At 48.7% G+C, this 14,357-nt stretch carries 8 protein-coding genes; 4 read left to right on the forward strand and 4 right to left on the reverse strand.

The features are described 5' to 3' along the window. Positions 1–636: 636 nt before the first annotated feature. Positions 637–1,062: a GNAT family N-acetyltransferase gene (locus M4NBBH2_RS09225; RefSeq protein ID WP_202973749.1), complete on the reverse strand. Its 426-nt coding sequence runs from the start codon at positions 1,060–1,062 to the stop codon at positions 637–639. Positions 1,063–3,351: 2,289 nt separating this feature from the next. Here M4NBBH2_RS09225 and M4NBBH2_RS09230 point away from each other — a divergent pair. Next, positions 3,352–4,713: an AAA family ATPase gene (locus tag M4NBBH2_RS09230; RefSeq protein WP_116270706.1), complete on the forward strand. Its 1,362-nt coding sequence runs from the start codon at positions 3,352–3,354 to the stop codon at positions 4,711–4,713. A gap of 46 nt (positions 4,714–4,759) precedes the next feature. On the opposite strand, the gene M4NBBH2_RS09235 is transcribed toward M4NBBH2_RS09230, so the two are convergent. After that, positions 4,760–6,244, reverse strand: a complete 1,485-nt coding sequence (locus M4NBBH2_RS09235; protein WP_116270707.1) for a replication initiation protein — start codon at positions 6,242–6,244, stop codon at positions 4,760–4,762. Between the two features lie 911 nt (positions 6,245–7,155). Between M4NBBH2_RS09235 and M4NBBH2_RS09240 the strand changes: the two genes are divergently transcribed. From M4NBBH2_RS09240 to M4NBBH2_RS09250, 3 genes are all read left to right on the forward strand, one after another. Beyond that, positions 7,156–8,403: an IS256 family transposase gene (locus M4NBBH2_RS09240; RefSeq protein ID WP_116269219.1), complete on the forward strand. Its 1,248-nt coding sequence runs from the start codon at positions 7,156–7,158 to the stop codon at positions 8,401–8,403. Between the two features lie 1,548 nt (positions 8,404–9,951). Next, positions 9,952–10,608 carry an AAA family ATPase gene (locus M4NBBH2_RS09245; protein ID WP_116270708.1) on the forward strand — a complete coding sequence of 219 codons (657 nt, stop codon included), beginning with the start codon at positions 9,952–9,954 and terminating at the stop codon, positions 10,606–10,608. Positions 10,609–10,631: 23 nt separating this feature from the next. After that, the gene (locus M4NBBH2_RS09250) at positions 10,632–10,913 is read left to right on the forward strand and encodes a hypothetical protein (protein WP_022444433.1); all 282 of its coding nucleotides are present in this window, start codon (positions 10,632–10,634) and stop codon (positions 10,911–10,913) included. Between the two features lie 479 nt (positions 10,914–11,392). Here M4NBBH2_RS09250 and M4NBBH2_RS09255 read toward each other — a convergent pair whose 3' ends face one another. Next, the gene (locus M4NBBH2_RS09255) at positions 11,393–12,316 is read right to left on the reverse strand and encodes a LysR family transcriptional regulator (protein WP_116270709.1); all 924 of its coding nucleotides are present in this window, start codon (positions 12,314–12,316) and stop codon (positions 11,393–11,395) included. Between the two features lie 281 nt (positions 12,317–12,597). After that, positions 12,598–13,845, reverse strand: a complete 1,248-nt coding sequence (locus tag M4NBBH2_RS09260) for an IS256 family transposase (protein WP_116269216.1) — start codon at positions 13,843–13,845, stop codon at positions 12,598–12,600. Between the last annotated feature and the right edge of the window lie 512 nt (positions 13,846–14,357).

Consider the following 14,357-nt stretch of genomic DNA (forward strand, 5'->3'; position numbering starts at 1 on the left):
CCGTTCTCCAATGCGAAAAATTCAAACGGCTTAGTGTCTCACAATCGTATCGGAAAAGGTAGTCCTTCAGACGAACCTATTTGTTTGTACAGTGTGTTTCTTCTATCTGTCCGTATCCGCAGAGGCGCTATCGGTAATCCCAAAAGTTATTCAATAACTATCAGTTCTTATGATTTTCTATTAGCAGCTAATAGCAAATCATAGATTTCATATACGGTTAACATCGCCAGGTGCCAACGGCCGGCAGAACCCGCACCTATATCCGCATCACTGTTCGATGAGGCAGAGAGACAATAACTGTCAGCCATACACGTTGGTGCGTCACTTTATGTCGCATTGAAAATGACTTTCTCTGCAGGAATCTACAAAAGAGCTGTTGGTGGATTTCTTATCAGTTTCTATTAGTATCTATTAAATACTATTAGTTTTTATGAGTTTCTGATAGAAAAGCAATACTGATAGGAGCGGAACCAAAATCCCCGGCGGAAAGAGTCACTGGCTTGAGACGAAGATCGGTTCCGATTTCTGATAGCAGCTATCAGTGTCTCTATAAAAACTCATAGTTCCTAATAGAAAAGGCTTCGGCCTCCGGGCCAAAGCCTTTTCACACGCGGCTGATCAGCCGTGCGGTTCAACTCAGAGTGTCAGACGCATTTTGATATGCGGAATTCCATCCTCGAGGAACTCATCCGACACCTGAACGAAGCCAGCGTTCTCGTAGAGCTTTCTTGCGTAGACCTGAGCCTCAATCGTGAGACTCTCGGCGTGAAGCTTTTCCTTCGCCACCTGGATACCGGCGTCGAGAATCTTCGTCCCCAGGCCGCAGCGTCGTTTCACCGCGATCACGCGGCCAATTGAGCATTCATCAAACGTCGCGCCTTTCGGGAGCACGCGGAGGTAAGCCTGAATGCCGTCCTCGTCTTTCATCCACACGTGATACGCGACCTTATCGGCGTCATCCACTTCCTGATACGGGCACTTCTGCTCCACAACAAACACCGAGACCCGGAGCTTATAAATCTCAAAGAGCTCCTCTGGCGTCAGCTCTTGGAGCGTCTTCACAAAGAGTTCCATCTTTCTTCCATTGCTTTGAATCACTTTTGAGCCGTCATTTTGTCATAAAGCCGGGACTGACCTCACTTCTCATAGTTTCTTATGATTTTCTGATAGATACTAATATTTTCTTTCAGTATCTATTAACACCATGCAGATCACGGTGACTCCAGCCGTAAGTCAGAGTCTGGGAGTAACCAAGGCGCATCAGTCTCTTTTGCAGGGTACGGTAAACGTTATAAGTGGGATTTGAACCTTGTGTTGTGGCTCGCGGGTCTTCAACGGAGCGGGATTCGTGCCGACTTGATTGTTTCCAGAGCAACGTGTGTCATTGATAGATGCTGATAGCTTCTATTAGTTTCTATTAATTGATCTGAAGACAGGAATCGTGCTGATTCCGCCCCCTGCTCGATAGCCTCGTTCCGGGTAAGGCTGCTGAACCGGATCGGCTTCCGGGTACGGTATCCGTTATAACGGATTCATACACCCTAATCGCCGGCTTCCGTGCTCCAATCCTGAAATCCACCGTCCGCGCCGATTTCTGGCTGGACCGGTTTACTCATCTATCTTTTAATATTTTCTATTAGATTCTATTAGTATTTATGATTAGCTGATAGTTCCTCTATGGCCGCGTCCCTTTGAGACTCCACACAGCATATTTCGCATTTGGAACGTGGCTTATTTCCAGTTCGCCCTTATGAGTTTCTATTAGAAGCTAATAGAAGCTCTTAGGCTTGAACCTTCATTGAGATACCGGTTTCCAATCGGTATAGGGTACGGTTTCCGTTATATCGGGTTCATTTCGTCCGATAACGTTTACCGTACCTGAAAGGGTTGCAACTGTTCTTTAGGGCGGTCGTTCCAATGCTCGTGGACAAATACTGACCCACCCCTGCTTTTCCCGATCCCTTCGGGAGTCTTTTTCCTGATTGATAGCTTCTATGCGTTTCTATGATTTGCTAATAGAAACTAATAGAGAGCTAGTTGGTGAACCAGATCCCGGAGGAAACGTAGACCGATCTCGCTTCGGGTACGGTAAACGTTATAACGGGGAATTGAGCGCCCGCTCGCTTTCTGATCCGGTACGGTCTCCGCTGCAACTGGTTTCTCTCCGTTTTCTCTCTGATTTCGATTCAGGGTACGGTTTCCGTTATTTCTGACGAGATCACGCTGAACTGCCGCCTCATTAATAGCTTCTATTAGCTTCTATCAGAAACTGATAACGGGCAGGCACCCGCCCTTTCCCAAACGGAATTGGAGGCTCAAGCCTTTTGGCACGGACACGGATCCTCCGCGCCCTCCTTTTCCAGTACCGTCCTGAAGACCATCACATCCCGAGACAAGGTGTGGTGACCACGGGCGGCGGACTTCTCCCCTCCAGACCGGGATCCTGAGCCTTACGCAGACCGTTTTTTTGATGGGTACGGTTTCCGTTATATCGAAAGAGAAGCCTCTCATTCAGACTGAGACCGTCGGCTCTTCCTTTGTCTTCTTATTAGGTACGGTAAACGTTATCGATCACGGGGCTCGCATATCTGCTAGTCAGCCGTCTCGAAGAGTTTCACGTCGATCCGATTCACATCGTCCTCTCAGGATCGAGGTACCGAAGTAACAGTCGCGTGTCAGAAGATCTTCAGCTATGGGTACGGTTTCCGTTATATCTGAAAGAGTCCTGCCTCCGTGACGTCCTTCTTCATCATGATCCCCTCAATTACTCCGTTGCCTGTCGCTCCTGACTGAGGAATAACGAATTCCGTACCTGTTTAATAGAAACTATTCGTATCTATCAGTATGTATTAGATGCTGATAAATGATGGGGATTCGACCATTAATCGCCTCCACACCTGGCGTCGGCAGTCCTGACACTTCTGACCGCTATCCATTTCGCTTTTCTTTTTGGGACAATCGCGCTTTGGCTGCCGTTCACGGCATCGACACAGGTGGTCGAAGACCTTTTCGTGTCGGAATGGGTACGGTTTCCGTTATATCTGGAGCTTAAAAAAATCCGAATGCCTCACCCGACACTGTTTTTTGAACTTTTTAAATCAATAAACTTTTTTGTAATCAAATAGTTATACATTATCAATGTTTCACGTGAAATACAGACACTTTTCACGGGACTTTTGAAGTATCGTTTAACTATTTGATTTTATGTTATTTAATATTTTCTATTAGTTCCTATTAAATTTCTGTCATTCTGAGCAGATTCCGCCTGACCCGAAAAGAACTGAAAAATGGGTGGAAATGGACTTTTACTATTTGGTATATTACTTATAAGTATTTTTTAAACATGAAAATATGTCTGATCGCCAGAAAATCGGCAGAAGCCGCGAAACCGAAAGACTGAAGGAATTGCTTTCAGCGCCAGGACCTCACCTCATTACGGTGCGAGGAGAGACCGGTGTCGGTAAAACCGCACTCCTTGAAGAGGCCGCGAAAGAACGGCGTCTCTTCCGTTTTGAGGCCGCGGACATGAATAGCCGGCTGCTCCTCAGAAGCTTTACTTCGGACTTCAATCAGTTCTTCGGGAAGAATGAAGCGGAATTCCCTTCCTGGGAAGACGCCCTGAAATCGGTGTTTGAGGCGTCTCTCCAAACGGGGTCCGCTATCGCTTTTGACCGGTTTGAAGCGCTCTGCGGCGCGGTGCCGGAATTCCCCGCCGTGCTTCGTGAGGTCTTTCAGTCCGTCCGAACTCCCTCCCCCTGCCCTCTCATCCTCTCTGGCGGCGGTGTCGCCTGGATGCGGGAAACGGTTTCCGGCTTCAAGAGCCCGCTTTACGGCCTTCCGAATACGACAATCGAACTCTCGGGGCTCTCGCTTCGCGATATGCCAGCGTTCTTCCCCGGGTGGACGCCAGCCGATCAGTTCACCGTCTGGGCGCTTTTCGGCGGCGTTCCCGGTGTTCTCGCGCTCTTCAATCGGGAGGAAACGCTGGACACCAATCTCTCGCGTCTTCTCACCCGAGGGAGTGTCTTTGACTTCGCGGTTCGGCTCGCGACCGAAACCCCTTTCCGGGAACCCCGGATCTATCACTCCATCATGTCGGCTGTCGCTCGTGATTGCGACACCCCGGGGAAGATTGCCGCCTGGATCGGTGAAACCGAGGCGAAATGCGGCAAATACCTCTCAGGACTCGTCCGGTCAGGTCTCGTCACGAAGATCTTCCCCTGCGGTGTTCCGAAGGACGGCAGAAAGGGCCTTTACCGGCTTTCCAGCCCCGCGCTGAAGCTTTGGTACCGGTGCCTCTTCATGGGTTCGGGAAACGGTGCCAGCGGGCTTAAAACGCGTTTAAATGCGATTCTCGGTGAACCCCTCGCTCTGGCATCCTCTGACGCGCTGACGCGTCTGGGACGCCGTTCCAGGCTCCGTTTTATGCCGGAGGAAAGCGGGCTGCTGGAAGGGGTTCAGAGCGATTCCGGTACCCTTTTCGCCCTGACAGACGCCTCGAAAACGGATTGGCTGATCGGTCTCGCGTCAGCTGATCCGACCCCCGTGGGAGAGGCGGCGCTGCGGGGCTTCGCGCTTCACGCGCTGAAAGGCCGGGATGACCGCCGCACGGACCTTGCGGCATCGAGCCTCGCGGGGTACACGGATGAGGCCCGGAATTTCGCGGAAACCGCTGGAATCCGGCTTCTCGAACTCCCCGATCTCCTCCGATAAAAAAAGACCGTCAGGTGATTTCTGACGGTCTTCGCTTCAGAGCCTTTTACTCTTCAGTCTTCTTTTTCGCGGTCCGCGTGGTTTTCGCCTTGACGGTCTTCACGGTTTTTGCGGTCTTCGTGTTTTTTGTCTCCGCTTTCACCGCGGTTTTGGAAGCAGCCGCTTTCTTCGCTGTTTTCGCGACCGTGGTTTTCACGGGTTTAGCCGTTTTCGAGGTTTTCGCCGCGGCCGTGGTTTTCGCCTTGGTGGTCCGGGTTTTCTTCACCGCGGTCTTCTTCACTTTCGGCGTCTCTTCCACGATTTCTGGTTCGAGAATCGGTTCCATCGCCGCGGCTTCAGCAGCCATCTGTTCCGCGAGTTCAGCCGCCGCTTTCTGGGCCGCCCGCTTCGCCGCCGCGTCTACCTTAGGCTTACGAGGCTTGAACCCGAGCTGTTTCAGCCACGGCACATAGACTTTCTGCACAAAAGCGGGTTCCGCGAGGTGCAGTTTCAGCCATTCGACAAATTCCTCGATCGAATGGCCCTTCGGAGCGAACTTATTCGCGCGAAGCCAGTTAAAAAATTCGTGGGACTTGTAGCCCTTCTTCTCCGCGTACGCCTCATTCGCGCCGCCAAGCAGATCCGCGTAGTACGACACCTGGCGCGCGGTGAGCACGGCCTGGTGATCATCGAGTTCCAGCGAATCCATGACAGAAGTCTTGCGGCGGCGGGATTTCTTCGAATCATCGTCATCCCGCGCGAGCTGCACATGATTCTTCGGCGACAGGTGGAATTTCAGCTGTGTCACCTTGTTGTGGGCCCCCCGGATCAGCTCAAGTTCCACGCTGAAACGCGTGAATTCCGAGCTGTTGATCTGGCGGATAGCGACGTCGAGCACCCGCTGCTTGAAGTTCCCAAACCGCGTATAAGCGTCTTTTAAATCAAGGAGATTGCGGAGTTCCTCAAACGTCGTGAAGAACGTCCGGTCCGGATGGTTCTGGTACTGAAGGCACATCGTGTAGATGCGGATCGCGAACACACTCCGCAGACCCGTGAGTTCCATGAGATTGAACTCAGTGAACTGCTCTTTCAGGCGCTGAACAAAGGGGATAAAGGCCGGCGTGAAACGGAATCCGATCTGACCGTGCCCTTCCGCGTACGTGACTGACGTGAGGAAGTGGAAACGCTCGAAAACCGGCTTTGTCGGATCCTTTCGGAAGAGGTCGTACGAACTCTTGAACGCCGCCTGCAGTTCCGGGAAATTCTGAATCGACCGCATCTGAATCGTGGCGAATCCGTTGAAGAGCGAATCCGACACCTTGCGAAGCGCCGCGTACACCTCCTGCTTTCGGGTACCGAGAGCCATGATGTCGGTGGCGTTCACGAAGTAAGTCTTGTTCGGATCAATGGCGTCGACGTTGGACACATTCGCGATCGCGCTCATCACCACGCGCAGCTGGAAAAGATCCAGGTGATACGACGTGAGATTGAGCGGATTCGAATAGCGAACAACCTTCGATTCAACGTATTTTGTCTTCGGTTTTTCAGCCATAGCCCAGATCCACAAGGAAAATTGACAGGTACGGTAAACGTTATAACTCAAATCCCCATAAACAAAACGAGCCGAAAGGTGATGGCCTTTCCGCTCATTTTTTTGGTGGGAACCTGTGCATAACGGTGACACTTCCGATTACATAGTACTAGCTAAGAGAAGAAAATTCCAGCCGAAATTCATAAATCTGCCCCCTCCCTTCAAACCCGAAAAAAAGGGGCTGGTACGGAAGACGTTGCAGCAGCGGTACGGCTTCCGTTATCGAAAGGTACGGCAGACGCTGCACCAGGGGTACGGTAAACGTTGCTTCTGGCCACCCTCTATATAGAAAAAGAATTTAAAAAGATAAAAAGTAAGAAAAGAACAGAGCCTGTGGATAACCCAAAGACACAGGCTTTTTCTTTAAAAATCGTCATTAAGGTACGGTTAACGTTATACCTGTCAACAGACACTCACACTCAAAATCACCTCAGAACCGAAAAAAACATCAAAAAGCCTGTGGATAAGTCTCAAAAATAACCCAGTACGGTCTATGTTATCCGTGAAGTACGGGAAAAGTTATCGAAGGGTACGGCAGAAGTTACCTCAAGGGTACGGTAAACGTTGCTTCTGAGGCCCCTCTATATAGAAAAGGTTTTAAAAAGATAAAAATTAAGAAAAGAAACCATTCCCGCAAATTTCTGTGGACAACCTAAGTGAAGTGTGGTAGCGGGTACGGTTTCCGTTATATCTGACTGAAAAAACAACAGAAAAGAAAAATGGTACGGTAAACGTTATTCAATATTTCTAATGTGCTTTCAATAAGATAGAACGATAAAAGCGGATAGAAAAGAGAAGAAAAAAGAGAAACGGCGAGGGTGAGGAAAATTTTGTGGGTGACTCTGAGATAATTGCTCTTGGAGGAGCCTCAAATGAAACGAAAGACAGACCCCTTGGATAGTGTTGCAGGACAGATTTTAGAAAACGCCAAGAAATCCGGGCTTGAGATTAATACCGCAGAGGATGCGGAAAATCTTATGGCCCATATGCTCGGTCGGCTGCTGACTCAAATGCTTGACGGTGAAATGACCAATCATCTCGGTTACGAAAGAGGCGGTAAACGTGTCACCGAAAATGAGCGTAACGGGCATAGTTCGAAAACCCTCAAATCGTCCAGCCTTGGAAATATCCGTATTGACGTACCCAGAGACCGCAAGGGAGAGTTTGAGCCGAGGGTCGTTCCTAAGCATAAACGCCAGCTGGCGGGGTTTGAGGACAAGGTTCTGGCCTTGTACGCCAGAGGGCTCTCAACCCGGGAAATTCAAGGCTTTCTCTATGATGAATACGGTATGGAGACCAGTGCCGAATTTATCAGCGATGTTACGGACGCCATCCTTCCTGAGGTTGAAAAATGGCAGAACCGTCCTCTGGATCCGTTTTATACAACTGTTTTCTTTGACGCTATTCGAGTCAAAATCCGAGGTGATAATGGCATTGTTACCCCGAAAGCGGTCCATCTTGCCTTGGGCGTAAACGCCCAGGGCCGCAAGGAAGTTTTGGGGATGTGGGTCGCTGATAACGAAAGCGCAAAATATTGGCTTAAGGTCTTCACTGAACTCAAAAACAGGGGGGTGTCTGATATTCTGATTGCTGTCACAGACGGACTCAAGGGAATGAAGGAGGCGCTTGAAGCTGCCTTTCCCAACACTCTGCTGCAGACCTGCATTGTTCACCTGATCAGGAACAGTCTGAAATTCGTCGGATATAAGGATTACAAGGCCGTAGCCGGCGCGCTGAAGCCCATTTACCGGGCCGTAAACGCGGCTGATGCGCGGAAGGAACTGGACGCTTTTGCACAGTCGGAACTGGGGCTCAGATACCCTTACATCGCCAAACAGTGGATCGATTCCTGGGATAAGGTGATCCCCTTCTTTGATTTTTCCCCAAATATCCGCAGACTTATTTATACAACCAATGCCATAGAGAGCCTTAATCGGGATCTAAGAAAAGTAATTAAGACCCGAGCTGCTTTCCCTACTGAAACGGCTGCTTTGAAACTTCTCTTTCTGGCAATCCGGAAAGTAGAGAAAAGATGGGTGCGGCCTTCTCCATACTGGAGTGCCGCTATGAGAGAATTGGTTGTGCTATTTGGTGACCGAATCACCCCCTACATCGATTAACCTTGAACGAGCCGCCCACAAAAAATTACACACCCTCGAAACGGCTGCCTTTATCCCTTCACTTTATGGGTACGGTATCCGTTATCAGTGACTAAAAAGAATTGAAAAAACAGGTATCTAACAAATCAAAAGACCAAAGACACTAAGAAATCCGGATCCTGGTGAGTCAAAAACCGATCCATTGAACGGCGTTCAGTCTTCCTCCGGCTAACGTTGAGCAAACGCTGCTAGCAAAAGATAAATCGTGTAGCAAAGATCAATGCAAGATCCTGAACTGTATCCGACTTTATGCAAAAGAATTCACTCTGAGAGAAAAACACCGTCCGTTTTTGAGACCTTCTTTTCGGGTACGGTAAACGTTATAACCGGTTCCAGAAGATCCAGGGTACGGTTTCCGTTATATCAGTGTCTTTCAGACCCCCGAAAAACGTTCATTTAAGAGGCTTTAAATTTTTCTATATGTCCTCTCGATCGATCTATCGGATTTAAATGCACCGTTTTTTGATCAGAAGAAAGCGAAAAACCGGTACGGCAAACGTTATACCGACAGAGCCATCAGGGTACGGTAAACGTTATCGTGAAGATTGTCCATTACCTGAAGATGCGTTCCTTAACTCTCTGTTTATTTTAAACAAAAATTGATTAGAAAAAATCAATTGTCTGAAGTACGGAAAGTGTTACCGATAAAAGAAGAGAGCCAAGCGACTCAACCGGATTCCGCGCTTTCCTCTGGTACGGTAAACGGTATAACTGGGGGGCTTTGCCATCATTTTTTCAGCTTTTGACTGGTATATGTCTCTTTTGCGGTAACAAGGTACGGTAAGTGTTATATCTGCCCCAAAAAACACCGCGATTAAAGTACGGAATCTGTTATCGATTGATGGCCTATCTTCAATAAACATCAATCACAACACATTGTTTTAACTAGATAAAAAACAGAAACTCTTCATCCAAGCAGTCAGGTACGGTTTCCGTTATATCTGAACCTGATTCAGAGGCTGCGGCGAGGCTTTGCTGTTATATCTGGATTCCGCCAGAAAACAGGTACGGCAAACGTTATAACAAGGGTCTCCTTCTCTATCCAAAGTGATCCTGAAAGAGATCGAATTTGGGTACGGTAAACGGTATAGCGGAACCCGTTGGAGGCCTTTCAGGGCGTTTTTTACCGAAGCTGAAGGAATGATTGAAAAGCAGTGTCCAACTCTCTGAGTCCATGCGAGAAAAGATCGGGATAGAACATAAGAGCCGACCATGCGTCATTTTGTCGTCCGATAACGTTTACCGTACCAGGATTTGATCGTTTTTAATAAATTCGCGAAGTCTCCTCGGCCAATGAAGGGACCTCAGGATGGCCTCAGGAAGTGTCCGTTTAAGTAGGTTTTTTTCCCTCTGTTTGCGCTGCTTTTGGATTTTGCATACAATCTGATTTATTCAATAAATATTAATATTTATGAATAACATCTATAAATTCTAATAGATGCTATTAGCATCTATTAGAAATTGACATCTACAGCACAGATCGTAAAAAACATTTTTCTGGGGGCTCGAATGATCATTGCGGTTGCATCCACTAAGGGCGGAACGGGGAAAACCACGGCCGCTCTGCAGGTAGCGCTTTACCTGCTGGTGCAGAAAAAAGCGAAAGTCTGCCTGGTTGACGCGGACGTGCAGGGTTCCTCCAATCTCGCGATTCAGTCGCGGGAAAAGAACCTCGTTTCGCCGAAGCTGAGGACTGAGGTCATCACGGATGGCGGTGAGATCCTGACCCGCGTTCCGAAACTGAATGAGAAGTACGAGTATGTGGTGATTGATGTCGGCGGCCGAGAGACGGATGCTCTCCGCGCTTCCATGGCGATCTGCGACACGCTCCTCATTCCGTGCCGTCCGACTGGGCTCGACCTGCTCGCTTTCACGCTTAATATCCGCGATGTCATTCAGAAGGCTCGTGAAGAGGCTGGCGCAAAGTTCAAGGCCTTCGTCTTCATCTCCCAGGCGCATACCCGCATGACGAAGAACGACCATGAGGTGGTGCAGTTCCTGCGGAGCCTTGATGACATCAAATACGTGGACGCAAAGCTCACCTCGCGTGTCGTGTTTGAGGAGGCTGGAAATCACGGTCTCTCTGTCTACGAGATGAAGCCGAGAAATGAGAAGGCGTGCGCTGAAGTCCGCCATCTTGTGAATCAGACGGTCTTAGCCAAGTAAAATACGAGCCAAAGGAGACGGCAATGTCTATCGATCTTAGCGTTACGAATAAACCGGCTGTACAGAAGAAGGCTGAAGAAGAGCCTGATAACCGCGAACAGATCCGCGATTTCGTTCAGAAGGCTGCCCCTCAGAAGGCGGAACGTGCCCGTAAGAAGCACGCCCCGGTTCAGAGAAAGATGTGCTCCTTCATGATCCCGGTTCCCCTGCTTGAAGAACTGGATCGTTTCTGCGAAAAGAAAGCGCAGACCCGCTCCGGCATCATCAATCTCGCGATCGTGAAGATCCTCGAAGACGGACTCTGATTCTGTTGTTTCATCCTTCGGCCCATGAATCCTGATAGAAGCTATGAGTTTCTATCAGGATTTAATATTTTTTATTAGATGCTATTAGCTTCTATGAGTTTCTGATAGCAGGGGCGTTCCCCTCCTTTCGATTCTTTCTGACCTCTCTCCTCTTTCCCGCCAGGGCTCTTCTCTTTCTCTCACGTTTCACCGCCGTCTGATCTTAGGTTTCTTTCCTAGCTGTAAAACCAACAATCGTTTCTCATAGAACCCACATAAGTTCTATTGGTTTCTGATAGTTCCTAATAGAATTTATTAGAAGCTATTAGAAAATAATAGGATTTACTGGCTCTGAATTCTGAGAGATCAATCTTGCTGCATCGTGCGAAAGATCCGGAAGAGGATTTTTCGCTTGAGACGGAAATAAAAATATCTCCTGATAGGTTTTATGAAGAAACTATCAGGAGCTATTAGCATCTATTAGAAATTAATAGAGTAAATCAAAGAAGCTGGGTACGGTAAACGTTATCGGACGAGTCCCGGGTCAGATGACTGATAAGAGCAGATGTCCAGGGACCTCGGAGCGCGGGATCCTCATTGACGGCGATTCTGAGCTCTCTCTGAGCCCAGGAGTTGGAAAGACGTACCGGAACCGCCTTCGCGTACGCTGAGAGCGATGTAAAGGCTTTGCGACTGAGAACACCGATACCAAGGCCCTCACTCACAAGACGCAGCAGGATCAGCGGATCCTCAACCTCAAGACGGGACTTCAGAACGCGGCCGATTTCGTCTGCTTTCTCATAGAGAAACTTCTGCATCGCGAAGTCCCGATCGAACGTCACGAATTCGAATTCAAGCGCCTCAGAGAAGTCGACTGTCTCACAATCCTTCAGCGGGTGATCCGCTGGCACCGCGAGGATCAGCTCATCCTTCCGGTAATCCCTGAACTTCACGCCCTCGTAGGGGCCTTCAAAGGCGGTCACGCCGATGTCAGCACGCCCACGGGCGATCTCTTCCACGACTTCAGGCGATGTCTTCTGTTCAAGATGCGCCTGTACGCCAGGATTCGCTTTGAGGAACGACGGGATATCGACTGGGAGGAAATCAAGCATCGCGCCATAGTTCGCCGCGATCCGGATGACGCCGCTTCTCAGACGGGCATACGGTGCGATTTCGTTCTCCATCCGGGCGAGTGTCTGCTTGATCTCATTCACATGCTGATTCAGGATCTCGCCCGCCGGAGTCAATTCAATGCCACGCGGCTTCCGGTTAAAGAGCGTCACGTGGAGCGCCTCCTCAAGCGATTTCATTCTGAGAGAGGCGGATGGAAGCGAGAGATGTGCCTTTCTGGCTCCGCGTGTGAGACAGGACTCTTCAGCGACAGCGGAGAAAAGCAGCAGGTCCACCAAAGAATAGTGGTACATAGGTTTTGGCCTTAATGAGGAAGTCAGGCGTCAGCCAGTTATAACGTTTACCGTACCTGCGGACGGTCCCTGTGCTGTTTACGTCTGTATGGGTCTACAAGAATTTACCTAAACATAATTACCTAAAGATAATATTGAAAAAAATGTACCTTGGAAAGAGTTTGTGAGAGACAAAACCGAAGGACTCAGAAAGTCGGTTCCACCAGAGGCAAAGAGAGCGATTATCAAGGATTTTCGATTCTTCGAGGGTGTGTAATTTTTTGTGGGCGGCTCGTTCAAGGTTAATCGATGTAGGGGGTGATTCGGTCACCAAATAGCACAACCAATTCTCTCATAGCGGCACTCCAGTATGGAGAAGGCCGCACCCATCTTTTCTCTACTTTCCGGATTGCCAGAAAGAGAAGTTTCAAAGCAGCCGTTTCAGTAGGGAAAGCAGCTCGGGTCTTAATTACTTTTCTTAGATCCCGATTAAGGCTCTCTATGGCATTGGTTGTATAAATAAGTCTGCGGATATTTGGGGAAAAATCAAAGAAGGGGATCACCTTATCCCAGGAATCGATCCACTGTTTGGCGATGTAAGGGTATCTGAGCCCCAGTTCCGACTGTGCAAAAGCGTCCAGTTCCTTCCGCGCATCAGCCGCGTTTACGGCCCGGTAAATGGGCTTCAGCGCGCCGGCTACGGCCTTGTAATCCTTATATCCGACGAATTTCAGACTGTTCCTGATCAGGTGAACAATGCAGGTCTGCAGCAGAGTGTTGGGAAAGGCAGCTTCAAGCGCCTCCTTCATTCCCTTGAGTCCGTCTGTGACAGCAATCAGAATATCAGACACCCCCCTGTTTTTGAGTTCAGTGAAGACCTTAAGCCAATATTTTGCGCTTTCGTTATCAGCGACCCACATCCCCAAAACTTCCTTGCGGCCCTGGGCGTTTACGCCCAAGGCAAGATGGACCGCTTTCGGGGTAACAATGCCATTATCACCTCGGATTTTGACTCGAATAGAGTCAAAGAAAACAGTTGTATAAAACGGATCCAGAGGACGGTTCTGCCATTTTTCAACCTCAGGAAGGATGGCGTCCGTAACATCGCTGATAAATTCGGCACTGGTCTCCATACCGTATTCATCATAGAGAAAGCCTTGAATTTCCCGGGTTGAGAGCCCTCTGGCGTACAAGGCCAGAACCTTGTCCTCAAACCCCGCCAGCTGGCGTTTATGCTTAGGAACGACCCTCGGCTCAAACTCTCCCTTGCGGTCTCTGGGTACGTCAATACGGATATTTCCAAGGCTGGACGATTTGAGGGTTTTCGAACTATGCCCGTTACGCTCATTTTCGGTGACACGTTTACCGCCTCTTTCGTAACCGAGATGATTGGTCATTTCACCGTCAAGCATTTGAGTCAGCAGCCGACCGAGCATATGGGCCATAAGATTTTCCGCATCCTCTGCGGTATTAATCTCAAGCCCGGATTTCTTGGCGTTTTCTAAAATCTGTCCTGCAACACTATCCAAGGGGTCTGTCTTTCGTTTCATTTGAGGCTCCTCCAAGAGCAATTATCTCAGAGTCACCCACAAAATTTTCCTCACCCTCGATTCTTCTAATTAATCATCTCAAGATTAACAAATTATTCACAAACTGTATTCTTAAATCTGCATAATTGCCTATAGATAAACGATTCTTTAACATCCAAAAATCACTTCAATGTTACGGAGATTTATTCAAGTCTGGCGTACTATCTGCGGAAAATTCTCTCAGGCCGCTCATATAACCGCACATTTAAAGTCAGATATAACGGAAACCGTACCTGTTTCAAACGATTTATGAAGTGTGATGAAGAGAAAACAGCGACCATTCTTGTGATCTGGAAAGTGAGCGAAAAAGTGTAGGTGCTCTGCTGTGTTCATAGAAAAATGATAGTTGCTATGAGTTTCTAACAGCATCTATTAGTACCTATTAGGAAATCATAGAAATCTGGGGGGTCTCAGTTCTAACATCGACTCTTCCTATAATCAAGGGCTGTTGGTTGGTTACAGAAAATCGGAGA

This window comes from Mesosutterella multiformis (genome assembly GCF_003402575.1).
In the GTDB taxonomy this organism is placed as follows: Bacteria; Pseudomonadota; Gammaproteobacteria; order Burkholderiales; family Burkholderiaceae_F; genus Mesosutterella; species Mesosutterella multiformis.